Genomic DNA, 22,995 nt, shown 5'->3' with positions numbered 1-22,995 from the left:
GGCAAAATGAAAAATTTAATGAAAATGATGCTATGGGGTTTATTACCTGTTTCGCTGTTGGCTTCAGCGGGGACTGCGGCCCAGGAAATAAATCTTCGCGTGGAACAATCTTATCATGTGCCTAATACGCTCATGGTTGCGCAGTTGCAGGCCAGTGCTACTGGACCAGACGCCGCAAATCTGGCGCAAAAAGTGAACGCAAAAATGCGTTGGGCCTTGCAGCAAACGGAGAAAGCTGATCATATTCAGGCGCAGACAATAAATTATCATACCCAACGTGATTTTGTGGATGGTAAACCCGATGGCTGGACCGTACAGCAGACCCTGCAGGTCAGCGCTCCGCAATCATCCCGGCTGGACCAACTCCTGGGAGATTTACAATCCCGTCTGGAGCTGGTTTCCATGCAGGCCGCCCCTAGCGAAAGTGCCCGTGAAAGCGCTGCATCAGCAGCGGCCCACCAGGCTATTCAGCGCTTTAAGCAACGTGCGAATAACTTTTGTAAAGATTTTGGTTATTCGCAAAGCGTGCTGAATTCTGTACAGATTAATGCGTTGCGCAGTTCTCCCGGGCCAGTGCTGATGATGGCGGTTCGTGCTCCAGTGGCAAGTGCTCCCGGTGAATCGGCGATGTCTGTGGAGGTTTCCGGTTCAGTACATTGTCTTGGTGGGCAATGACCGGTTTTCAGTGTTAGGACGGCGTTATAACAACCGGATTGATGGCTGTATTTGCGCAGGAAGGTATTGGATCTGACCAATAAACCCGGCCTTCCTCCAGTTTGCACCGGCCGCTCAGGAGAGCGCTCAAGGCCTGGGGATAAATTTCGTGTTCGGCAGCGAGAACTCTTGCCCCGAGTTTGGCGGGATCGTCACTGGTGTGGACAGGTACGGCAGCCTGAATGATGACCGGGCCGGCGTCCAGTTCCGGAATAACAAAATGAACGCTGGCACCGTGCCAGCAGACACCCTGAGCGATGGCGCGGGCATGGGTGTGCAAACCGGGAAAGGCGGGCAGCAGGGAAGGGTGAATATTGACCAGCCGACCCGGATAGTGTTCCACAAAGGCATCTGTCAGTTGCCGCATAAAACCGGCAAGCACCACCAGATCCGGTGCGTATTGGTCAATCTGCTGCTGCAGCGCAATGTCAAATTCGGCACGACTGGGAAAGGCACGATGGTCTATGACTTCAGTGGGGATACCAGCTGCCTGAGCCACAACCAATCCGGGGGCTGCGGCACGATTACTGATGACTGCGGCGATTTTTGTATCGATTATTTGTCCGGTTTGACAGGCCCGCAGGATGCTTTGTAAATTGCTACCGCGACCGGAAATCAGCAGCACCAGTTTTTTAATCAAGAAAAACAACCCCTTCATCGGCCTGACGAAGGGCCAGCTGACCAATAACGTATGCTTCTTCACCACTGGCTTGCAGGGATTCCAGAGCGTTTTGCCGAGATTCCCAGGGGACGATGGCGACCATGCCAATGCCGATGTTGAATACCCGCCGCATTTCTTCGGTACTGACTTGACCTTGCTCCTGCAACCACTGAAAAAGCGCGGGGATTTGCCAGCTTTGGGGGTTGATGTGAGCACTCAGCTGGGCGGGCAGGGAGCGGGGCAGGTTTTCGGTGAGACCCCCGCCGGTAATGTGAGCGAGGGCGTGAACGCTGACGACCTTACGCAGATTCTGGATAGCCTGCACGTAAATCCGGGTGGGACGCAGCAGGAGTTCGACCAGAGCTTCGCCATTTAACTGAATGTGCGCATGGGCTCCGCTGCGGACCAGTATTTCACGGATGAGGGAGTAGCCATTACTGTGGGCGCCGGATGAGGCGATGCCGATAAGGGCGTCACCTTCCAGGCAGGCATCACTGGTCAATATTTCACTTTTTTCAACGATACCGACAGCGAAGCCCGCCAGGTCATAATGACCGCCGGGGTACATACCGGGCATCTCGGCGGTTTCGCCGCCGAGTAGGGCACAACCCGCCTGACGGCACCCTTCGGCAATGCCGGTGATGACCGCTTCGGCAACGGCGGTGTCCAGTTGTCCGCAGGCGTAGTAATCCAAAAACCAGAGTGGTTCAGCTCCGGAAACCAGAATGTCGTTGACACACATGGCCACCAGATCGATGCCGATGCCATCATGCTGTTGGGCTTCCAGGGCCAGCAATAATTTGGTGCCGACGCCATCGGTTCCGGATACCAGTACCGGTTCGCGATAACCGGTGGGCAATTCAAAAAGTCCACCAAAGCCGCCAATGCCGCCAAGCACACCGGGGCGGTGAGTGCTGCGGGCGAGGGGTTTAATCCGGTCAACCAGCGCATTTCCTGCGTCAATGTTGACTCCTGCACTGCGATAGCTAAGCGGTTTGGGGCTGTCCACAGCAAGTTCCTCCGTCAATTTCGGGTCATGTTATGAGGGGGGCTGGCTGCTGTCAAAAGAAAAGAGCGGCCAGGCCGCTCTTGATTCAGACGCCCCAAGTGATTGGGCGTCAGGATTACTCCGGTAACAGATCAGAAGCGCTTGAAAATCTGTCCGCTTTTGGCTGCCTGGAAGCGTGCTTCAATGACACTCCAGTTCATGTTTTTGTGCAGTGCTGCCAGGTAATCGCCGCGCCCCAGGGCTTTCCAGTCGACCATGTAGGCATGTTCAAACACGTCCACAATGACCAGGGGCACAAAGCCACCAATGTTGCCATCTTCGTGTAACTGGACGAAATGGTTGTTGATCTGGCCGGTAGTACCATCGTAATAGGCAATCGCCCAGCCAATGCTGCGGCTTTTGGCAGCAGCCACGAGGTCTTCGTGCCAGGCTTCGGCACTGCCGAATTGTTCGGTGACTGCAGCCTTGAAGCCGGGAGCCTGATCCATATTGACGCCGGGTTTCATCTGGGCGAAATAGTATTCATGCAAAACCATGCCATTGTATTCAAAACCAAAACGACGACGACGGTCGGCATAGGTCAGGGAAGCGGTTTTGCCAGCCGCACGCATTTCCTCCAATTCTTTGTGCAGAGCGTTACTCTGGTTGACATAGCCGGTGTACAGGCCCCAGTGATCGTTGATCTGGGCGTCGGAAATGCCGTCAAGACCGCTGGGCTTCAATTCTTCACGTACTTTATATTCAGACATTGCTCTACTCTCCTGCTGGTCGGTTGGGAATGAATCCCTGTAATTGTAGTCAGTGGCAGGGATGGCTGCAAACGACCTGCTGGTCGTCTGACAGTGCTGAGACCTATTCGCGCGGTTTCAGAGGGTATGAAGATAGATAAGAATCTGCTTGACAGCCAAGGGTCCCTTGCCTAGCTTCTGGAGTCATGCCAAGCCATGATAGTTTCCCACGGGTAAGCCCTGAAGGCTTACGTTTTTTGTCTTTAAGGCGCTGCTGATGCTCTCAAATGGCCAGATGCGCTTGCCTTTGGGGTTGCGAAGTGGCGCAACACTGGGTGATTTTTGTCCAGAACCCAACACTGCGGCATTGAATGCCGTGCGTAGTCTGCTGGTACGGCCAGCACCCGTGTTTGGACTTTATTTGCATGGCCCGGGAGGGGTTGGTAAAAGCCATTTATTACAGGGCGCGGCCCAAAATGATGCGGGTTGGATACCTTATATTGAATGCGCCGAAATGATGCAGTCCTTTGTGGATCTGGCGCTGCCGGAAACTTTTTCCAGTCTGGTGGATGCGCCTTTACTCTGTCTGGATAATGTGGATGCTTGGGCCGGTCAGATTGATCAAGAGAAATTTTTGTATGACATTTATAATGAACGTTTTCATCGAGCCCGGCCCTTGCTGCTGGCGGGTCGGGAAGCACCGCAGCAACTAGTCTGGGCCCTGCCAGATTGGGCGAGCCGGTTCAGTGCCTGTGTGCCAATGGCTCTGCAATTATCCGATGATCTGCAGCGGCTGCATATTTTGCAGACCATGGCTCAGCGGCGCGGCTTACGCATGGACCGGGACGTTGCCCAGTATGTGTTGCGCCATCAGTCGCGGGATATGGCCGTGCTGGAGTCCTTGCTGGATATGCTGGACGCGCGCAGTTGGGAGCAGCAACGCCAACTGACCATTCCATTTATTCGTCATTGTCTGGACAGGGAGGCGTCTTTGTGAGTACTGATCATAAAGAAGGCCAACAGTGTTTTGGTAAAAAGGAAGATGGTACGCGTCCACAGCCTCCTGCCCGTAAGGGATTTGTGCTGCGTTTCGGCTTTCGCTGGTATCGGGCCTGGCATGGCTTCTGGAAAGATGACTGTATTGATCGGGCTGGTCTGCTGTCCTATACGACTTTATTTGGCTTGATTCCGCTGGCAGTGCTGGTATTTAGCATGTGGAATCTGGTGGGTTTTAGCGTGATTCATCGCACACAGGTAGATCGCCTGATATTGCGCAGCTTTGTTCCACAGACGGGTTATACCATTCTTCATGAAGTGAATTTACTGGCCGCCAAGGGTACGCAACTGGGGTTGCTGGGGATAATCGGTTTGTCGCTGACGGCTGTGTTTCTGCTGCACGCGGTCGAGCGGCATCTGAATGCCATCTGGGGGGTTGCGCCCCATTGCTGGTGGTGCCGGGTTTTGCGTTATCTGGCTATGCTGGTCGTGGCACCCTTGAGTGTGGCCTTGCTCCTGCCTCTGCTGGGTCCTTTGCAACCCTTATTAAAATATTTGGGTAATATTCCCGTGCTGCCGCCGTTTTTCAGTCATGTTCTGACTTTTTTAGTGGTGACGGTGATGATGCTGCTGTTGTACAAGATTCTGCCAGCGGCAGCGCCGCGCTGGCGGGATGCACTGCTGGGGGGGATGACGGTAGCCCTTTTGTTTGAACTGGATAAATTCGGGCTATCAGCCTATTTGCGCTTTTCGACGTTCGAAACAGTTTACGGGGCGCTGGGCGCTTTTCCGGTGTTTTTGCTCTGGTTGTATGTGGCCTGGGCCAGCATTTTATTCGGGGCGGAAATGGCTGAAGCGGGTGTTTATTCTCACCCTGCTGATCCTAACCCGGCTCATAAACCAGCCGCACTCGTGAAGACGGATAAATGACTGTTGAGAATTCTATGCCCACTCCTGTTGTATCGACGTTGACGTTTTCGCAGACAAAAACGATTTCACCTTTTTCGACTTTCAGCAGATCCCGCTCCTGAGGGCCGGACATGGCTGCCGAAATAGTGGAGCGCATGCGGGTATAATCGTGTATGCCATGCTGGCGCAGGGATTCAGTGATACCGCGTCCGACGTGAAGATCTTCAACCAAGCCCAGCAGAGCCTCACCGAAAAAGAGATGTCTGGCGATGGAAATGGGCTCTTCACCAACCCGGCCAAGGGTTTTGATCATGGCAACCTGAGAACACTCAGGGAATACGCCATATTGCTGAATGCGCGCTAATTCTGGAAGCTCGGCCAGATTCAGTATGGCCGCCTCCAGAATGTCATTTTTGCCCGGTTTATTGTACTTTTTGACCCATTCCGAAAAACGCGGTCTTTCGACCAGTTCATAGTCAAACACATGTTTAGCGACAAAACTGCCGCGACCATGCTGAATCCGTACTTTGCCCACGGCCGCGAGTTCCTGCAGAGCGCGACGCATAGTGTGGCGATTGACTCCATAAGCCTTGGCCATATCTGCCTCGCCCGGCAGTTTCTGGTTTTCGACAAGTTCGCCGGAATCTATGCGGGCCTGGAGATCATCGACAATTTGTTTCCAGATGGTGATTCCGGGGACGAATTGTACTTTGCTGGTGCTGATCATGGGTGCTCCAGTAGTTTGATAAGGCTAAGCACGCATTGTTTGATAGCATCTTCAAGCAATCCATCATTATGGATGGTGGTCATGGGCAACTGCTCCGACAGGGAAATGTGACGACACAAGCGTTCGTTGATGGATGCAGCAGTTTCACGATGACGTTTTTCCAGGCGGCGGCGAATTTCCGTTGATGAAGCGGTGATATATAAAACATGTCCACCATATTCCGCAAGCAGCTCATTCAACACGGTGCGCGAAACATTGGCAATGATGATCTGCACAGCGGCGTTTTGGGGCTGCAATTCCGACCAGGGCAGGCCGTAGGATAGCTGGTGCGCGTTCCAGGTTTTGGCAAAATAACCAGATTCAGCGCGTTGCCTGAATGCTTCGGCGCCGATGTTGATTTCTCCAGCCTGTGGGGCATTGCGGGTGACCATTCGCCGGGCGAAATAAAAGCGGGGGTCATTTTTCAGTGTGGCTTCTGCGCCGCGAATAACCGAATCCTTGCCCGCACCGGAAGGACCCACGACCAGAACCAGCAGGGGCTTCATGATTTGTTTTGGTGGGGGGCGGGTGTCGCCGGAGCAAGGGGCAGGCGGCGCAAAAGGGTGAAAGGTGCGTTCGGGTCTGTTTCACAAGCTAATGCGAGACTCTGTAAGCGGCGTGGCTGCTTGGGAATGTCACCAAAATACTTGCTGGCGGAATCAAGCAAGCGCATGTCCGTTTGTTGGTCACTGAGCGTCATGTGAAAAACAAACTCATCAAATACATAGGGATAACCCCATCGTTTCAGGTATTCCCGCTGCCGGGGAAGCTTTAACTTCTGATTTCTTGCCGCGAGCTCCGCGTCAGTGTAAAGACGACGCCAGGGTTCCAGGCTGCGCACACAGGCATCAGCCAATGCGTGTAATTCAGGACAGGGTTGGCTGAGACGCAAGGAAACAAAACCTTCTTCCATACACAAATGCAGAGGAGGCAGGTCAAACGCCGGAGTTTCTGCCAGCTGTTGCTCGAGCGCTGCGATCAGATCGTCCAGCTTGCCCTGCAAGGGCATGGGGGCTTTGATGGTGGCATGGAAACCATAGCGACTGGCGCGTCGTGAAGCTTCTGCGAGGCCATGAATTGGGGGTCTTTGTCTTGCTTGGGCCGTTTCGGAGTCCCAACCCAACCAATGGCTGCCCGCTACCCATAGGGGATCATTGGCTTCTGGCACATAATAAATGGCGACACGCATGGGCTCAGGCAATTCGTTCTCCGGCTTTCCAGACAGCACGCAATAAAGGATGGTTGTCGAAGTCCCGAACCCGGAGCAGGTCCCCGCGCATGCCAATTTGCAGTGCGCCCCGATCTTCCAGCCCGAGCATGCGGGCCGGTGCGAGGCTGACCATTTGCACCGCTTCAGGGAGTTTGATCAGACCCATGCGGGTCAGAGCAAAGGCTGCTTCCAGCAATGCGTGGGGGACGTAGTCCGAGGCGAGAACATCCACCAACCCGGCGGCAACCAGATCGCGCACGGCGATATTGCCAGAATGGGAGCCACCGCGCACCACGTTGGGTGCCCCTGCGACTGTGGCCATACCTAGCTTTCTGGCTTCTTGCGCGGCTTCCATAGTCACCGGGAATTCGGCTATACGAATACCGTCTGCGGCGTTTCGTTGAATTTCTTCAGCCGTCCGATCGTCATGACTGGCGATTTGCAAACCCATCCCGTGCAATTTTTCGAGAATATAATGACGATTGATTTCACTATGGATTTCCCGACGTTGCTGGGCTTCCTCAATCATCTGGTCCAGTTCGGCCTCGCTGTATCCATCGCCACGCCGCCCTTCGCGGAATTTATCGAGATTGGCGTGCTGACCGACGCCGGGGGTGTGGTCCATGATGCTGATCATGTGAACAGGGGCTTGAGCCATTGCCGTTTCAAACAATTGCTGCATATTGGGTGTGGGGAGTTCACAGCGTAGATGCAGCACGTGGTCGGAACGTAATAACCCTTGTTCATCCAGAAAAGTCAGATCTACAACCGCATCACGAAGGGTCTGGATACGCTGGCTTTCAAAGCCGGCATCTCCGACACAAAGGGCATCTGCCACGGTGGTAATACCTGCGGCTGCACACTGGCTGTCATGCGCCAAAAAAGCGGAACGTGAAGGCCAGCGCACGTTGCTGCGCGGTTGTACCTGGCGTTCGAGATTATCAGTGTGCACATCCACCAGTCCGGGTAACAACCAGTCGCCCTGTCCATCTTCACTGCCGGGTCGGGGATGTGGGTCTTCTTCCAGGGCTATGATTTTGCCATTTTCATCCAGTGTCAGAGCGCCATGAACAATGCGATCTTCCAGAACCATACGGAAATTACTGAAGGCCAGGGTTTTCATGGGGCATGCTCCGAAAGGGATGGGATGGAATATTGGCGATCAGCCACTTGGGCAACCAAGTCTGGATCATGAAATACGGCCAGTACCGCTCGACCGGCTTTTTTGGCATGGAGAATCCGGTTTTTGACGGCTGTGGCGTTGTGACCATCCAGAGAAGCGGTTGGTTCATCCAGCAGAATCAGCGGGTGTTGACCGACAAAAGTTCTGGCCAGATTTACCCGTTGCTGTTCCCCTCCGGAAAAGGTGGCGGGTGGCAAGGCGTGCAGATGTTTCGGCAGATTCAATTCCAGCAATATCTCAGCAGCGCTTTCCATGGCCGTTTGCACATCAATGCCCTGATCAGTCAGCGGTTGCGCGACGAGCTCCAGAGTGGAGACTCGGGGAATGACCCGCAGAAACTGGCTGGCATAAGCCATGACGTGTCGTCGCAACGCGATGATTTCGCGGGGGCTGCTTTGCAAAATATCCACCATATTCTGCCCGTTTAGCAGGCGGATAGAACCAGATTCTGCCCGATAATTGCCGTATATGGTTCTTAGTAGCGATGATTTGCCACTGCCTGAAGCACCGACCAATGCCACACATTCACCGGCGGCAACGCTCAATTCTATGTGACGTAAAATGGGCAGATTCAAGCCGCCGCGCAGATGCAATACAAATTTTTTGCTGAGTTTTTCAATTTCCAGAATATTCATGCCGGGAGCACCGAACTGACCAAAAGTTGAGTGTATGGATGTTGCGGATCATCCAGCACCTGGTCTGCCAGCCCTTCTTCGATGATTTCGCCCTGACGCATGACCGCAATGCGCTGGGCGAGGAGGCGGGCTACTGCCAGATCATGGGTAACCAGAAGTACGGCCATGTTTTCGGTGGCGACGAGTTTGCGGAGCAGATCGAGTAAGGCGGCCTGTACGGAAACATCCAGACCGCTGGTGGGTTCGTCCAGATAGAGCAGGGCGGGCTGACTGATGAGTGTTCGGGCGATCTGCAGGCGCTGTAACATGCCGCCAGAAAAGGTCGCGGGTAAATCGTCCAGGCGGGTCGGGTCAATTTCTACTTTTTGCAGCCAGTACAGGGCTTCCTCGCGTAAGTGACCATAATGACGCAGGCCCATGATCATGCGTCTTTCGACGATATTGCCGCCAGCGCTGATTTCCATGCGCAGGGCATCGCGGGGATTCTGGCAGACAAAACCCCAGGCCGTGCGTTGCAGATGCCGCAGTGCCTGTCTGCTGAGTGCAGAGACAGGACGCAAGCCCAGGTTCGGAGTGGTGGCCTGTATTTCGCCCTGAGTGGAGGACAAGGTGCCGTAAAGCAGGTTTAGCAAGGTGGATTTGCCCGAACCACTTTCGCCAACAATGGCTAAGACTTCGCCAGGATATAATTCCAGAGACACCTGACGAATCACAGGCTGCTTGCCAAACTGAAAACAAAGATTTCGCGCGACCAGTGCAGGTTGGATGTTTACTGACATGAGGGTCGCCCACAATAGTCGGTGTCAGAACAGACAAACTGTCTTTTGCCCGAGTCGTCCAGAATGATTTCGTCCTTATAGGAATGTGTCGATCCGCAAATGGCACAGGCGGCTTGTGCCTGCAGCGGAGCAAAGGGGTAATCCTCAAAGGCCAGGGGCGCAACGCGGGTATAAGGAGGAATGGCATAGAGGCGTTTTTCGCGGCCGGCACCAAAAAGTTGCAGGGCGGGATTCATGTGCATTTTCGGAACATCAAACGCCGGAATAGGAGAGGGCGACATCAGATAGCGGTCATGCACCATGACCGGGTAATCATAGCCGATAGCAACGCGACCATAGCGGGTAATATGGTCATATAGCTGTAAGTACATCAGGCTGTAATCGGCCATGGCGTGCAAAATTCGGGTTTCCGTGCGGCGAGGTTCCAGCTTGAACAGCGGCTCGGGCATGGGAACCTGATAGACGATGATCTGGTCGGCACGCAGTGGTGTTTCCGGGATCCGGTGGCGGGTCTGGATGATGCTGGCCTGCCGGGTTTCGGTAGTCGTGGCGATACCGGCTACGCTTTGGAAAAAATGCCGGATGGAAACGGCATTGGTGGTGTCATCTGCGCCCTGGTCGATGACTTTGAGAATATCATCCTTCCCGATAATTGCGGCAGTTACCTGAATGCCTCCTGTTCCCCAACCATAGGGCAGAGGCATTTCCCGGCTGGCAAAGGCAATCTGGTGGCCAGGAATGGCAACAGCTTTGAGCAGGCTACGGCGGATGGCCCGTTTACTGTTTTCATCCAGATAGGCAAAGTTATAGGGTGTCATCGGATTTTGCCGTTGTGCCGGGTGATTGGGCGCGCAGAGCCCGTAATGTCGAAATTTCACTCTGAAAATCGACATGGTGGGGAAGTTTCAAATGTTCGACAAAACCGGTGGCTTCCACATTGTCACAATGACTGAGCACAAATTCTTCATCTTGTGCGGGCGCTTCCACTTTTTCGCCGAGTTCCTGAGCGCGTAAGGCACGGTCGAGCAATGCCATGGCGATGGCCTTGCGTTCATTGTGTCCAAAAACCAATCCGTAGCCTCGGGTAAAGGTGGCCGTTTCCGGAGAATCTCCCTGAAATTGGTTGATCATCTGGCATTCTGTCATTTCTATGGTACCGATGCAGAAGCTGAAGCCCAGTTCTGGCGGGCAGATTTCGACATTGACTGAGCCGTGGCTTAATTCGGCAATAAAAGGGTGATTTTGCCCATAGCCGCGTTGGGTAGAGTAGGCCATGCCGAGCACAAAACCTTCATCTGCCCGCGCCAATGTTTGCAAGCGCTGGGCACGACTGGCAGGAAAACTGGGTGGGATTTGGGTGATGTCCCGATTTTCTGCACCTGCCTGTTCGGTTGAGCTTTTTTCAATCAGACCTTCTGATTCGAGAATGTCCATGACGCCTGTTTTTTTCCGCGCATTGGGTGTTTTTGTATTTGCGAGGATGGCAGTGTGCGCTTCTGATTCATCTGGCACAGGCAGATTCTGGAAGTAACCCAGCAGACGATGGGAGTAATCATATGTGGCGCCGAGTTGCTGCCCTCCAGGAATATCCTTGAATGCAGCGGATATATGTCTTTGCAAATGGGCTTGGCCAATATTGAGGGGAGCCGAATCCAGAAAACGGCTCAATGTGGCGCGATAGGCGCGCACAATAAATACCGCTTCAATAGTATCGCCCTGAGCTTGCAGCAGGGCTTTTGCGGCAATATCCCGGTCGTACAGCGAAGCTTCGGCCATGATGCGATCAATGCTTAGATGAAGGTGCTGGGCGATTTGCGCCTGCAGGTCATCAGGATTTGGTGCATTTCTTTCCGCAACCAGTTGATGGGCGGCTTGAATGGCCTGGGCACCCCCTTTAGCGGCTACATAAGACATGACTTAATTCTCCCTATCTGCATGGATGCTGATGGAGCGGGGCAGGCAAAGACATTCATTCCCGCAGCATAAGATCAGATCTATCCCGCGCGGATAAAGGCCTTGCAGCTGATGCCAGAAGGTCAAAAATCCGGGTGAGAGCCGGGGTGCGGCTATTTGGCTGGTGGCGATGCCGGGGCCGGTCAACTGCAGAGGCTCGCCACCGTCAAGACTATCCAGCTCCAGTATCAGGGTGACGCCTTTTTCCGGTTCTTCTTCAGTGCCAATATTCAACAGGTTTTGATCCCAATCCCAGTGCTTACCCAGACCTAGCGCAAAAATCGCATGCTCTGGTGAGCTGATGGGGACCCGGCAGTGCTTGAGTAGCCACGGCGCTACGGATGCTGGCATCTGGAAAAGACTGACCGGACTGGTCCTGTCCAGCAAGCTCAGGCAAATAGCCGCACAGGCAGGAGACAAAGGGGCTGATGATAAGCAGTCAGACCATTCTGTTGCGCCAAACGCAAAAGTTTTACCTGGTGCCGACATGGCATTTAACAGGGTTCTGAAAACCTGCTGGTTTTGCTGGGTATTCATGTACGCATGTTTTCCATGCTGAAAAACTGAACCTGGGTACGCTGCATTTTATTCGTAACCGACTGTTCTTTAAGTATTCGTTTTTGTTGTAAGGGTTGGATAGCCTGGTTCCATAGATGTTGAAAATGGGTCGAATCTTGCAACAAGGCATCCCATCGGGCGGCCCACAATGCTCTTTCAGTTTGTTGCCCCAATATCCAGGAATATCCGGTATGGCCTTGGGCATCTTCCACAATACAGCGGGTAATACTGCATTCTCCCACCGGAAAGGGGGAACCGTTTCCGGCGATACGTCCGTGAATCATGATGCTGCCAACTTCAGGGCCTTCCAGTATCTGATAATTTGGCCAGCTTTTAACCAGGGGTAAAATCCTCTGGAAATCCTCCAGGCTGGCTACAGCCAGTTCTCGCATCCAGTCTGGGCGTTGTACTACTGAATTCGGAATAGATGTGGCGCTGTTGGGCATAGCAGTCTTCATCTTGTATAGACGACTGGATCATAACAGGTGCGAGTTTGGCCGGCAATGCCTATGCTGCAGGTTGCAGCGCAGTTTCCGGATCTGTTTCGCTGATTTCCTCCAGGCTACGATTTCCGGGTTCCAGGTTACGACCCAACAGCATGGTCACGATCAACCCGATTAGCGCCGTAAAAGCCAGTATCAACATAAGCCAGCCATCACCCACTGCGGCATGTACTGAGGGCAGGAGGAAAACAGAAGTAGCTGCAGCAACGCGCGAGCAAGCCGTGGCCAGACCATGCGCCGAAGCACGCAAATCGGTGGGAAACAATTCCACCGGTAAAAACCAGGTGGTAGATCCAGGACCAAAATTGTTGAAAAAAGTGTACCCAAATAAAGTGATGGCCAGTAACCAGAGAGGTGGTTGTGCGGCCAGCGCCACCAGTCCGAGGGTGCCCAAAAACAATACATCCAGACCAAAACCAATATTCTGAGGCAAAAGACGACCGATTTTGCGGGTGGTCAAGGCCAGAAGGGCAATGCCACCCAGCGCGACCAGATCGAAAATGACGTTCCACAAGAGCGCGGCAGTATGAGAATGCACACCAAAACTGCCCAGCAGGGTAGGCAGATAAATAATCAGACCATAGCCGCTAATATCCATCATCATCCAGGGTATCAATATCAATAACGTCCGACGCAGCCAGGCCGGTTGAAACAAGGTTGACCAGGCGCGGATGGGTTGTTCATCCTGTTTCTGGGCAGCAATTGCCTCATGCAGTGCTTGGCTATCAGCTTCGGGAGAAATTTGTCTTAGAACCTTTAAGGCATCCTGAGAACGGTTGTGGGCAATATACCAGCGCGGGGTTTCCGGGAGGTTGCGGCGTAACCAGAGGACGGCAAGGGCAGGTAAGGCACCGCTGATAAACATCCAGCGCCAGGCTTCAGGGCCGGTTTGCAAAAGCAGTAGTCCGATAACCGCAGAAACAGCTGCCCCAACCATCCATAAGGTAAAAGCCCAGGAAAGGCCACTGCCTCGTTGCATTTTGGGCATGAATTCCGCGATGTAGCTGGAGCTCAAGGGGTAGTCCATACCTACACCAATACCCAATATAAAGCGCAATAGGATGAGGGAGCTGACATCCCAGGCGAAGCCGGAAAGGATGGCCGCAATAAAAAATGTCGCAACATCAATCAAATAAAGGATTTTGCGACCATAACGGTCAGCGATACGGCCGCCAATAAGCCCACCCAGAGCAGCCCCCGCGAGTGTCGCCGCACCCAACAGTCCGGTCGAAACTGCCCCCAGATGCCATTGGGGTTTGAGTAGCAACAAGGCCACAGCAATGATGGAAAGATCATAACCATCCAGAAAAATTCCGAGCCCCGCCGCCATGACAATGCGCCGGTGCTGGGAATTGATTTTGAGGTTATCGAAGTGGGTGTGGATGGATTGCATGCAGAAACTCCATAAATTAGTGAGACTGGAGACCTAAAATAGGCAGGAGGTTTTGTAAGGGAATAAAAAAAGTCTGAGAAGAAGTATAATATTGCCTTCTTCCCAGTTGGTTTTAGTATTTATAATACTAAAATTTCAATGAAACTGTTCCGTATAAAGTTCTGGGTGCACCTTGGGTGCCAAACACCGCATTGGATGGCAAATTCGGTTCATTAATGCCCGATCCTATACTTTCGCTTTCATTGTATTTTCTATTCAGTAGGTTGTATATGCCAAAACGCAAACCAACATACTTCAGCAAGGGGATATAATCATCAAAAATCGTTGTCTTATATCCCAGAGTGAGATTGACAAGATTGTATGGATTGGTTCGTAAGGTTACATCCCCGGTTACTGGGTTAGACATACCAGCAGCACCTACATATCGATCATCAAGATTGGCAGAAAATACTCCTGGCCCGATCTCATTCTTATAAGCAACGCCAAAGAGGAAGCTTCGAAGAGGTATTCCAGATAGGATATTACCTGAAAAACTGCCACCTGAACTGGTTAATAGCTTGGTATAATAAGGATGTTGAATGTTGGCTGAGGCATAAATATTGAGCCAATATATAGGTTCCCATGATGCTTGTAAATTTACACCTTGATAAAGCGCATTTCCAAGCTTATATCCAGTTGGGAAAAGATCTGTTCCATTGGCGTATAGCCCTTTGACAATGTTATTCACCTGATCGTGATAGTAATTCACAGAAGCAAAAACATTTTTGGTATGATATTTTATACCTAACTCAAAGTCGGTATTGTTTACCAATTTAATTTTGCTAGGATCAATATAGAATGTATATTCATTCCCATATGATTCATTTTCAGGATTAGCGTTTGTACGTGCACCATATCCATACAAATAGAGATTTTTAATCACTTGGTAATTTATACCTAATGACGGTTCAAATCCACCAAAACTTGTTTCGACCCCTGAGTCAAAAGTACCATTCACGACCCCATGTAACAGTGGTGAACCTGTGGGTGGTAAGAGATTCGCGTCGCTTGTTTGATAAGCGGCATACGCGATGCCTGGCGTTACTTTTAATCTATCATTTAATAAGTTTATTGTGTCTTGAATGTAACCATACTCTGACATTTGTGAAGTGTCATTATCTGCATCGTAATAAAAATTACTAACTGATTCATGCAGAACTGGTGCATTATATAAGATATATGGATTTTTATAGTTTATATAATATAAATATGCCCCTACCTTAATGTGATTGTTAGATATATGAGTTGAGTATTTAATACGATCACCAATAGAGTAGAATATTGGCGGGTAATACTCATCTAAGGTCGGAGATGTGTCACCATTATATAGTCCATGCCCAACATGAATACGATGTGAATGTTTAAACCATATTTTGTTATCTATAGATGAATTTTCTGATAGTGCCCAATGTTGCTTTGCATAGAGTAGCCAAATATTGTCAGTGTATTGAAAATAAGACTGATCAGGGGTTTCTGTTGAGTAGAAACCAGACGTTTTCTCGCTTAAAGGTGCACCTGGTACTCCATAACCATTGACGGTATAGCCACCTAAAGGTGTTAAAGGCACCGATGGAACAGATAAATACTTTGAACGGGAAATATAAAGTCCAAGCGAGTATCTATTGCCAGACATTGTTGTTTTCATCAGCTTTCCAAAGAAAACAGATGCTTGAGTTGGATAGTTGAATTCTAAACCTGGCACTCGGCCACTCGTCTGTCCGAATGATGCCACCGCACTCCATCCATTATCAAAAAGTCCTGATTTTGCCACTGCAAATTGCGTTTCTGAGCCATAACTACCAAACGATGTGCCTACTTTGAAGCTCGGTTTTTTGGATGGCTGAACGGGTAAAAAATTAACAGTTCCACCTATGCTGGATTGCCAGCGGGAAGAGGGATTCCCTGGACCATAATTTACTGTCACACCAACTAAAATTTGTGCTATTGGAACTTCTACTGAGTAAAAGCCACCGTCACCAGATAAAGGATTGCTAAGTGGAATTCCATCGAGATTAACCTGGATGGCATTAAAATGGCCGTTAACAGTAGGGCCTGTACCAACGCCGAATCCATTAATATTTAGACTATTAGAACCGACACCACTACTTGGGTTTGAACCCAGTACTTGTACACCTGGTAGTCGACCGGCAAGCTGAAATGCCCCAGTATTAGGTGCCATATATTCTAATTGATTCTTTGTTACGGCTAATTTAGACTCGGATGATTGCGCAATTTTCTTCTTGTCTATTTTTTTATTTTCAACGTTACTTGAATAGTTATTTGAAACCTCACCAATATTTACCCCAGAATTTTTCGTTATATTGTCTCCCCCGTATGAATAGGGACCGAGTGTAAACATACCGATACCTGCCAATAATAGGCAGATTTTCTTCTGTGTAAATTTCCTGGGCTGGCTGTTTAACAAAAATTTGCTTTCGTAGTCCTTAGTTTCTGTTGAGATATTCATGTTTTTCACCATTTTCTCCATTGATGATAGTTGACAAACCATTAAAAAATTGTGTTAATTTTCAAACTAATATTGGGAACTTATTTGCGGGATCGGACCAGCTTTCATGCCCATTTTCGACATGCCCTGCCATGCGCCAATGGTGCTGAGGAGTGGAGACGATCAGGTCATACCAGTGGTGACTAGACTGCAAGTTCCAGAGAATTTCCTGGGTTTGACCTGCCGCAAGTTGAATTTTACGAGCTGCCTGACCATACACTGGGTCCGTTACTTCAATGGGCAAGGTATCGGCTCCGGCGTTATACAAGAGCACCTGGATATCCCCCGCCTTGGTTCCCTGGGTATCAATGTGCAAAGTGGAAGGACCCGTACCCGTAATTTTGCGGATATAGCTATCCGGTCCATAAACTGTGAGCGCTAACTCCTGATCCTTGGGCAGCAGCATCTCATCTTCCAGTTTGGCTCCGGCCCCAATGGTGTAATGATGAGGGAGCTCATGACTGCCATCCCAGTAGGCGGTACAGACGATCCCCAAATCAGAAGGATTGTGCATATGCAGACGTACGCCTCTACGGGTAGCTTCCAGCCGAACTTCGGTCGCATAAGCAAGGGCGCGCCGTTTGCGTAAGCCACTCTCCTGGGGAATGATGCTCTCGGTGTGTTCGGGGACTTCCGGCGCTGGCAAGGTGGATTCGTGATGGACCGTTGCCACATAGTTGGCGGTGCTGGGCAGTGACACCTTGCGCGCATCGGCGCGTGAGAAGTCAAAGGCCGAAGTCAGATCACCACACACCGCCCGTCGCCACGGGGCGATGTTGGGTTCACTGACGCCGAAGCGTTTTTCAATAAAGCGGATGACCGAGGTATGGTCGAAAACTTCTGAACACACATATCCCCCCTTACTCCAGGGCGAGATGACCGTCATGGGCGTCCGGGGACCCAGACCGTAGGGTAGTTGATCCGCACTGTAGAGAGTTGGCCAGTTAGGGTTGATTTGGTCATGGACCATGCCTTCCGTGCTGACTGTGGATTGACCCGGTCTAACGGGTGTTGGCGGCTGTGGCGGCGGTACATGATCAAAAAATCCATCGTTTTCATCGTAATCCAGAAGCAAAACCGTCTTGCCCCATACTTCGGGATTGCTCGTTAATGCATCCAGCACTCGAGCAATATACATGCCGCCGTATGCCGGTGGATAAGAAGGGTGCTCACAATAACCTGCCGGGGTAACTATCCAGGAAACTTGGGGTAAACGATTATTTTTTACATCTTCGCGAAGAGTTTTTATTCCTCCTTCAGTAACGGCTCTACGATATAACTCGGAACTGCTGGGTGCATCCACGAAGGTTTTGAAATACATCAGCGCGTTATCCCCATAACACCCGGTCATGGGATTTTGATTAATAGTGTGTAATTGTTCTTGATATACTTTCCAGTTTATTCCAGCATTTTGTAACCGTTCTGCATATGTTGGCCATGTGAATGGTTCAGTCTTATGGTATCCATTAGGACCATTACCTGGCCAATAGTTGTCATCATCAATCAATGGACCGCCATGTTTTCCGTCCGGATCAATGGTACCACTCCATAACATGCAGCGATTTGGTTCAGTGGGACCTGCAATAGAACAAAAATAATGGTCACAAATAGTGAATGCGTCGGTCAGCGCATAATGAAATGGAATGTCCTGACGCTGAAAATATCCCATAGTCATATTGGTTTTATTCAGAGGCCAGGCATTCATAAGGCCACCAGCAATAGCTCCATGTTGTGATGCCCAACCGTGATCCAGGTCTTGTATAAACTGAGCAGAAGTTTTGTGTGTGTTCAAATGAAATGGCAAAATAGGCCGTGACGGGTCGTCCATGCGTCCCTGAAACCACACGGATTTATTACCGGGCAAAGTCAGAGGGAAGCGGTCATTATAACCGCGTACCCCGCTCAGATGCCCGTAATAATGATCGAATGAGCGATTTTCCTGCATGAATACAACAATATGTTCCACATCTTCCAGGGTCCCAGAACGACCCAAGGAAGGCAGCATGGCGGCCCGGGCTACCGAACTACCCAGAAAGGCTGTCAGAGAGGCACCGACCCCCAAATTTTTTAAAAATTCACGTCGTTTCATTACAAAACTCCCGTAGAAATAAAAATCAACAGCTTAAATAATCAGAAACTTATCAGTAGAACTACTAGTGATCATAGTATTGCAGTGCATATTTTATGTCGTTTGAAATTTCATGGTTATTGTTATATATCAACATATGAAAATCAGTTACACATTTTTTGTAGTAATAGTTAGCCTTTATTGGGTTGTGTACAAAAAAACCATGAGTAAACGTTTAAAAAACTCCGCAGTAGGCTCCAGCCCATTGCAATGGGGCTAAGTACTTACGGAAAAAATACGCAGATTCTGATGGATTTTGATTGACGCCATTACCATTCATGTAAGCATTTACTAACTGTCTCTGGGCAGGTATGCTTCCTAATTTAGCAGCTATAGAAAACCAATTGAAGGCTAACTCTTGGTTTTGTTTTACCCCTAACCCTGCTAAATAAAGATTTCCTAACGTATCTGCAGCCCAAGAGTCCCTATCACTTTTTACTGCATTTATTAACATGGGGATAGTCTGATTATATGCACCTTTATTAAGTAATGCTATGATTTTTTTTCTATTATCAAAAATTCGTGTGTGTAGATCACTCAGGCTGTCATGATGAGTTGATTCAGGTTTTCTTACTATATTCGATTTTCCTAGTGACCCCGGTGTTTCGGAAAAAGCATATGTGGTTATACTCATAAACAACACAACGTAACAAATAAGAACACCTTTCATAATTAATCTATAATACATAAAATTCAATTCCTTACCAGGCACTGTTTAGCACAGAGGGTGAATGCGCCGAAGTGTTGAAATAGCAGCGCTGGCCCAATGGTTTTCAATGCCCGCATTGCGGGCACGATCAAGGCCACTGGGTAACCTCTCGCAAGGCCTACCAGTGCAATCATTGCCGACGCCAGACTTCTGCGACGGCTGACACCCTCTTTATTTCCACCGATCTGCCCTTGGTGCAGTGGTTTCTGATCATCCATTTGATGGTCTGAGACAAAGGTGGCTTGTCTGCCCTGCGCCTGTCCATGCAGATCGGAGTCTCCTGGATTACTGCGCATCGGATGCTGCGCAAGATGCGCCGCGCCATGGCGGACCGAGACAGTATCTACCGCCTGGGTGGATTGGTTGAGTTGGATGATGCTTTCTTGGGCGGACGCCGATCCGGCGGCAAAAGCGGACGCGGTGCAGAAGGGAAAACACTGATCCTGGTAGCCATTGAAAGCTGGGATAAGAAGGAGGGCATCATGGCTATGGAAACCATTCCATCGGTCTCCGCTGGAAATATCCGTCAGTTCGTTCAGCGTCATTTGCTCCCCTGGCAGGCTACCCGCGCGGATAGCTTGAGGGCTTTGCGCGTTCTGGGAGAAACCCAGCACCATGAAGGCCGTGTTACACCGCCAGAACAGGTAGATTAATGCCTGCCCTGGGTGCACATCGCTATTGGTAAGCTTAAGGCGTTCTTGCTGGGAACTTATCATGGAGTCTCCGGCAAATACCTGCAGGAATACCTGGATGAGTTCGTCTATAGCTGCAACCGACGCTTTTGGGTGCCCGAGTTGTCTTCGGGGCTGCTCAATGGCTATATGGACCATATATCCGTATGACTGGAAGCCTGTTTTGTAAGGATGCATGTCGTTAATTCAGAATTGGAGCGATAACGAGCCGAAGATCGTACGGGGCGCGCCTTGATAGCCAAATATCGCATTGTTAGGAAGCCCTGGTTCTATTTCTCCTGATCCAACACTTTCATCAACATTATAGTGACGATTTAGCAAGTTATATAATCCCAGACGCAGGTCAGCATATTGAGCAAAAAATAATACTCTCTTGATCAATGTAGTCTTATAACTTAAATTTAAGTTTACTAAGTTATATGGATTTGTTCTCAACGTAACATCTCCTGTAATAGGATTGGCCATGCCAGCAGAACCAACATATTTATCATCAAGATTGATTTTAGCTAACCCGCCATATTCCATATGCTCATAGCTAACACCAATTGAAAAAAGATGTAGTGGAATGCTGGCAATAAGATTTCCAGAAAATGATTTATTATTGCTTGTATTTAGGGACGTATAATAGGAGTGCTGTATATTAGCTGTCGCATAAATCATAAGATCATATATTGGTTTCCAATGAATCTGAAGATTCAAGCCTTGGTAAAGAGAATTAGCTAATTCATATCCTGTTGGAGCAAAATTTGTACCTTGAGCATAGAGACCATAAATTTGATTTTTTACTTGATCATGATAATAATTTAGATTCAAAAAAAGCCCCTTGTCATGGAATCGTATACCACCTTCAAAATCTAAATTTTTTGTCAACTTTATTAGATTTGGATTGAGGTATATTTCATAATAATCACCATATGATTCACCGTTTGGGTTTTCATTTGTGTAAGCTATATTTCCATAAAAACTAATTCCATTGTATGCGCACCAATTAAACCCAATAGATGGCTCGATGCCAGAAAAATTGGTATGTATTCTTCTCGCAAGAGTTTCGTTTATGACCCCGTTTGCGTTTAGTGAGTCAGTCGCCGGGTACAGATTTTTAAGAGTGGTTTGGTATGCTGCATAGGCTATGCCAGGGGTAATAGAAATTGTGTCATGCAAGTAATGTAGTTTATCCTGTAAGTAGATGTTTTCATTTGTTTGTGTCATATCAACATCATTTTTTGTATTCGGATTGTTAATGGATGTTCCGTATATAGGATTGAAGAGATCCCATTTTGAGTGATAATTATGTTGGATAATGTAACCACCAAACGTTAATTCATTGTGCGGCAAGTTAAAGGCTAACTTAACTCTATCGCCATACGTTTTATTGTTTGGGGTATAATACTCATTCATTGTGGGTGATGAGGTTCCATTATAGTTGCCAGAACCATAGTGTTCTCTCCAAGAATCACGAAACCATATCTTATTGTCAATTGATGACAATTTAGATATTTCAATATGTTGTTTAGAATAAAAAATGGCTGAATTGTCACGATAATAGAAATAACTTTGTTGGGGTGTCTCTGTTGAATAAAAACCAGATGTTGCTTCGCTTAGCAGTGGACCAGGCACCCCATATCCATTCGTTGTATATCCGGCGATTGGTGTCAAGGGAGTGGTAGCTGGATCAAGATAATAGCTGTTTACTCCATAAGCACCAAATGAAACACGATCTCCTCCGTTAAAAAATTTTAACGCCTTGGCAAAAAAAGCATACGCCCGGTATGGATATGAATATTCAAGACCTGGCACGTTTCCTGATGTGTATCCACCCGCAATTATTCCTGTCCATCCATTAATTAATCCTGTGGAAGCATTGAACGATTCGGTTTGTGTATCAAAGCTTCCATAAGATCCAGTTATTTTTACTTTTGGTTTGAGTGAAGGCTGGACTGGTATGAAATTTAATGTGCCGCCTATGCTGGCCTGCCATCTTCCATCAGGATTACCTGGTCCATAGATAATATTAGTGCTGGAAAGAAGATTAGCAATAGGAATTTCTGTTGAATACCATCCCCCATCTCCCGATAAAGGATTGTTCATTGGGATACCATCCAATGTTACGGCAATACTGTTGAAGTTTGGTGTTGCCGAAGAATTTGAGTAAGAACCGACAGAAAAGCCATTAATTAATAATGCGTTATCGCCAACGCTACCAGTTGGATTGCTACCACTGACATATACACCGGGCAATTTTACTGCAAGTTGGATCCCACCAGCTGCAGGGGATAGAAAAGACAACTGTTCCTTTCCAACCTGAAGTTGCGATTGTGTGGAATTAGTAATATTTTCTTTTGGAATCGCGCTCATATTTTTTAATATTATTTCATTAGTTCCTAGTGTATTATCTACTTTTGAAACTTCACCAACACTTACTGCGGATTTATTAGTGTTTTTTGCATTTAATTTTTTTGTGGTTTCTGTCATATCCGCATGAGCTGAAAGCGTGACTGCTTCTAGTAATCCTGCGGCTAATAAGGTAATTATTAACTTATTTTTTCGTGTTCTTAACTTCATGTCATTCTCCCGTAAGCGGTTATAAGCGGTTAAAAATTTAAACAATTCAAGAACTTTTCGCCGCAATCCCAATATCACTCACCCCCGCCTTCTGGCAGCGGTCCATGACATGAATGAAATCCTGAAAGGGCACGCCCTTGTCAGCGGCAATGGTGATCTGGGTCTTGCCGGGGTCACCATCGCTGGCGAGCATTTTCTCCAGACCATCCAGGTCGTAGTGATGGCCCTTCACATTTACTGACCCATCTTTGTTGATGTTGATGGTGAAATGCGGGCGCGGCAGACTCTGGGCTTCACTGGAAGTGGGCAACTGCAAATTGAGGCCCTTGTCGGGAATCATCTGCAGAGTGATCATGATGAAA

Annotated in this window: 22 protein-coding genes and 1 pseudogene; 4 read left to right on the top strand and 19 right to left on the bottom strand. The window is 49.2% G+C overall.

Annotated features, from left to right (window positions below):
- Positions 1-6 precede the first annotated feature (6 nt).
- A complete protein-coding gene (locus HJG40_RS08955) occupies positions 7-675 on the top strand; it encodes an SIMPL domain-containing protein (RefSeq protein WP_215863867.1) in 669 nt (222 codons plus the stop codon).
- A 13-nt stretch (positions 676-688) separates the two neighbouring features.
- Here the strand turns inward: HJG40_RS08955 and purN are convergent, their stop codons facing one another.
- The 3 genes from purN to HJG40_RS08940 form a co-directional block, all read right to left on the bottom strand.
- Positions 689-1,354: a phosphoribosylglycinamide formyltransferase gene (purN, locus tag HJG40_RS08950; protein ID WP_215863866.1), complete on the bottom strand. Its 666-nt coding sequence runs from the start codon at positions 1,352-1,354 to the stop codon at positions 689-691.
- Positions 1,347-2,384: a phosphoribosylformylglycinamidine cyclo-ligase gene (gene purM / locus HJG40_RS08945; RefSeq protein WP_215863865.1), complete on the bottom strand. Its 1,038-nt coding sequence runs from the start codon at positions 2,382-2,384 to the stop codon at positions 1,347-1,349. Before purM ends, purN begins: the two co-directional genes overlap by 8 nt.
- A 131-nt stretch (positions 2,385-2,515) precedes the next feature.
- Positions 2,516-3,133, bottom strand: coding sequence for a superoxide dismutase (locus tag HJG40_RS08940; protein ID WP_215863864.1), 618 nt, complete (start codon positions 3,131-3,133; stop codon positions 2,516-2,518).
- A gap of 256 nt (positions 3,134-3,389) precedes the next feature.
- Here HJG40_RS08940 and hda point away from each other — a divergent pair, with 256 nt between their 5' ends.
- A complete protein-coding gene (gene hda / locus HJG40_RS08935; RefSeq protein ID WP_215863863.1) occupies positions 3,390-4,109 on the top strand; it encodes a DnaA regulatory inactivator Hda in 720 nt (239 codons plus the stop codon).
- Positions 4,106-5,038 carry a YihY/virulence factor BrkB family protein gene (locus tag HJG40_RS08930; protein ID WP_215863862.1) on the top strand — a complete coding sequence of 311 codons (933 nt, stop codon included), beginning with the start codon at positions 4,106-4,108 and terminating at the stop codon, positions 5,036-5,038. The genes hda and HJG40_RS08930 overlap by 4 nt, the downstream gene beginning before the upstream one ends.
- Here HJG40_RS08930 and phnF read toward each other — a convergent pair.
- The 14 genes from phnF to HJG40_RS08860 form a co-directional block, all read right to left on the bottom strand.
- Positions 4,992-5,744: a phosphonate metabolism transcriptional regulator PhnF gene (gene phnF / locus HJG40_RS08925; protein ID WP_215863861.1), complete on the bottom strand. Its 753-nt coding sequence runs from the start codon at positions 5,742-5,744 to the stop codon at positions 4,992-4,994. The two genes, HJG40_RS08930 and phnF, sit on opposite strands and share 47 nt — an antisense overlap.
- Positions 5,741-6,289, bottom strand: coding sequence for a ribose 1,5-bisphosphate phosphokinase PhnN (locus HJG40_RS08920; RefSeq protein WP_215863860.1), 549 nt, complete (start codon positions 6,287-6,289; stop codon positions 5,741-5,743). The genes phnF and HJG40_RS08920 overlap by 4 nt, the downstream gene beginning before the upstream one ends.
- A complete protein-coding gene (locus HJG40_RS08915; RefSeq protein WP_215863859.1) occupies positions 6,286-6,984 on the bottom strand; it encodes a DUF1045 domain-containing protein in 699 nt (232 codons plus the stop codon). Before HJG40_RS08915 ends, HJG40_RS08920 begins: the two co-directional genes overlap by 4 nt.
- Positions 6,977-8,116, bottom strand: coding sequence for an alpha-D-ribose 1-methylphosphonate 5-triphosphate diphosphatase (locus tag HJG40_RS08910; RefSeq protein WP_215863858.1), 1,140 nt, complete (start codon positions 8,114-8,116; stop codon positions 6,977-6,979). Before HJG40_RS08910 ends, HJG40_RS08915 begins: the two co-directional genes overlap by 8 nt.
- Positions 8,113-8,811: a phosphonate C-P lyase system protein PhnL gene (gene phnL, locus HJG40_RS08905; protein WP_215863857.1), complete on the bottom strand. Its 699-nt coding sequence runs from the start codon at positions 8,809-8,811 to the stop codon at positions 8,113-8,115. Before phnL ends, HJG40_RS08910 begins: the two co-directional genes overlap by 4 nt.
- The gene (locus HJG40_RS08900) at positions 8,808-9,590 is read right to left on the bottom strand and encodes an ATP-binding cassette domain-containing protein (protein WP_215863856.1); all 783 of its coding nucleotides are present in this window, start codon (positions 9,588-9,590) and stop codon (positions 8,808-8,810) included. The genes phnL and HJG40_RS08900 overlap by 4 nt, the downstream gene beginning before the upstream one ends.
- Positions 9,581-10,408 (bottom strand): alpha-D-ribose 1-methylphosphonate 5-phosphate C-P-lyase PhnJ, encoded by an 828-nt coding sequence (locus HJG40_RS08895; protein WP_215863855.1) that lies wholly within the window; start codon positions 10,406-10,408, stop codon positions 9,581-9,583. Before HJG40_RS08895 ends, HJG40_RS08900 begins: the two co-directional genes overlap by 10 nt.
- Complete coding sequence (locus HJG40_RS08890; protein WP_215863854.1) at positions 10,395-11,504, bottom strand: carbon-phosphorus lyase complex subunit; 1,110 nt, start codon at positions 11,502-11,504, stop codon at positions 10,395-10,397. Before HJG40_RS08890 ends, HJG40_RS08895 begins: the two co-directional genes overlap by 14 nt.
- A gap of 3 nt (positions 11,505-11,507) precedes the next feature.
- Positions 11,508-12,080 (bottom strand): phosphonate C-P lyase system protein PhnH, encoded by a 573-nt coding sequence (gene phnH / locus HJG40_RS08885; protein ID WP_215863853.1) that lies wholly within the window; start codon positions 12,078-12,080, stop codon positions 11,508-11,510.
- On the bottom strand, positions 12,077-12,547 hold the full coding sequence (gene phnG / locus HJG40_RS08880; RefSeq protein WP_215863852.1) for a phosphonate C-P lyase system protein PhnG: 471 nt from the start codon (positions 12,545-12,547) through the stop codon (positions 12,077-12,079). The genes phnH and phnG overlap by 4 nt, the downstream gene beginning before the upstream one ends.
- A gap of 61 nt (positions 12,548-12,608) precedes the next feature.
- Positions 12,609-13,997, bottom strand: a complete 1,389-nt coding sequence (locus HJG40_RS08875) for an MFS transporter (protein ID WP_215863851.1) — start codon at positions 13,995-13,997, stop codon at positions 12,609-12,611.
- Between the two features lie 127 nt (positions 13,998-14,124).
- Positions 14,125-16,503, bottom strand: coding sequence for a TonB-dependent receptor (locus HJG40_RS08870; protein ID WP_215863850.1), 2,379 nt, complete (start codon positions 16,501-16,503; stop codon positions 14,125-14,127).
- A 61-nt stretch (positions 16,504-16,564) separates the two neighbouring features.
- Positions 16,565-18,631: a phosphocholine-specific phospholipase C gene (locus HJG40_RS08865; RefSeq protein WP_215863849.1), complete on the bottom strand. Its 2,067-nt coding sequence runs from the start codon at positions 18,629-18,631 to the stop codon at positions 16,565-16,567.
- Between the two features lie 214 nt (positions 18,632-18,845).
- The gene (locus tag HJG40_RS08860; RefSeq protein ID WP_215863848.1) at positions 18,846-19,358 is read right to left on the bottom strand and encodes a tetratricopeptide repeat protein; all 513 of its coding nucleotides are present in this window, start codon (positions 19,356-19,358) and stop codon (positions 18,846-18,848) included.
- Between the two features lie 8 nt (positions 19,359-19,366).
- Between HJG40_RS08860 and HJG40_RS08855 the strand changes: the two are divergent.
- Positions 19,367-20,221: pseudogene (locus tag HJG40_RS08855) on the top strand (IS1595 family transposase).
- A gap of 36 nt (positions 20,222-20,257) precedes the next feature.
- On the opposite strand, the gene HJG40_RS08850 reads toward HJG40_RS08855, so the two are convergent.
- Complete coding sequence (locus HJG40_RS08850; protein ID WP_215863847.1) at positions 20,258-22,633, bottom strand: TonB-dependent receptor; 2,376 nt, start codon at positions 22,631-22,633, stop codon at positions 20,258-20,260.
- A 46-nt stretch (positions 22,634-22,679) separates the two neighbouring features.
- The coding region (locus HJG40_RS08845) for an ExbD/TolR family protein (RefSeq protein ID WP_215862345.1) at positions 22,680-22,995 on the bottom strand (316 nt) is incomplete at its 5' end.

The organism is Acidithiobacillus concretivorus, from assembly GCF_018853445.1.
Lineage (GTDB): Bacteria > Pseudomonadota > Gammaproteobacteria > Acidithiobacillales > Acidithiobacillaceae > Acidithiobacillus > Acidithiobacillus concretivorus.
This window is presented reverse-complemented; position numbering and strand designations above follow the sequence as displayed.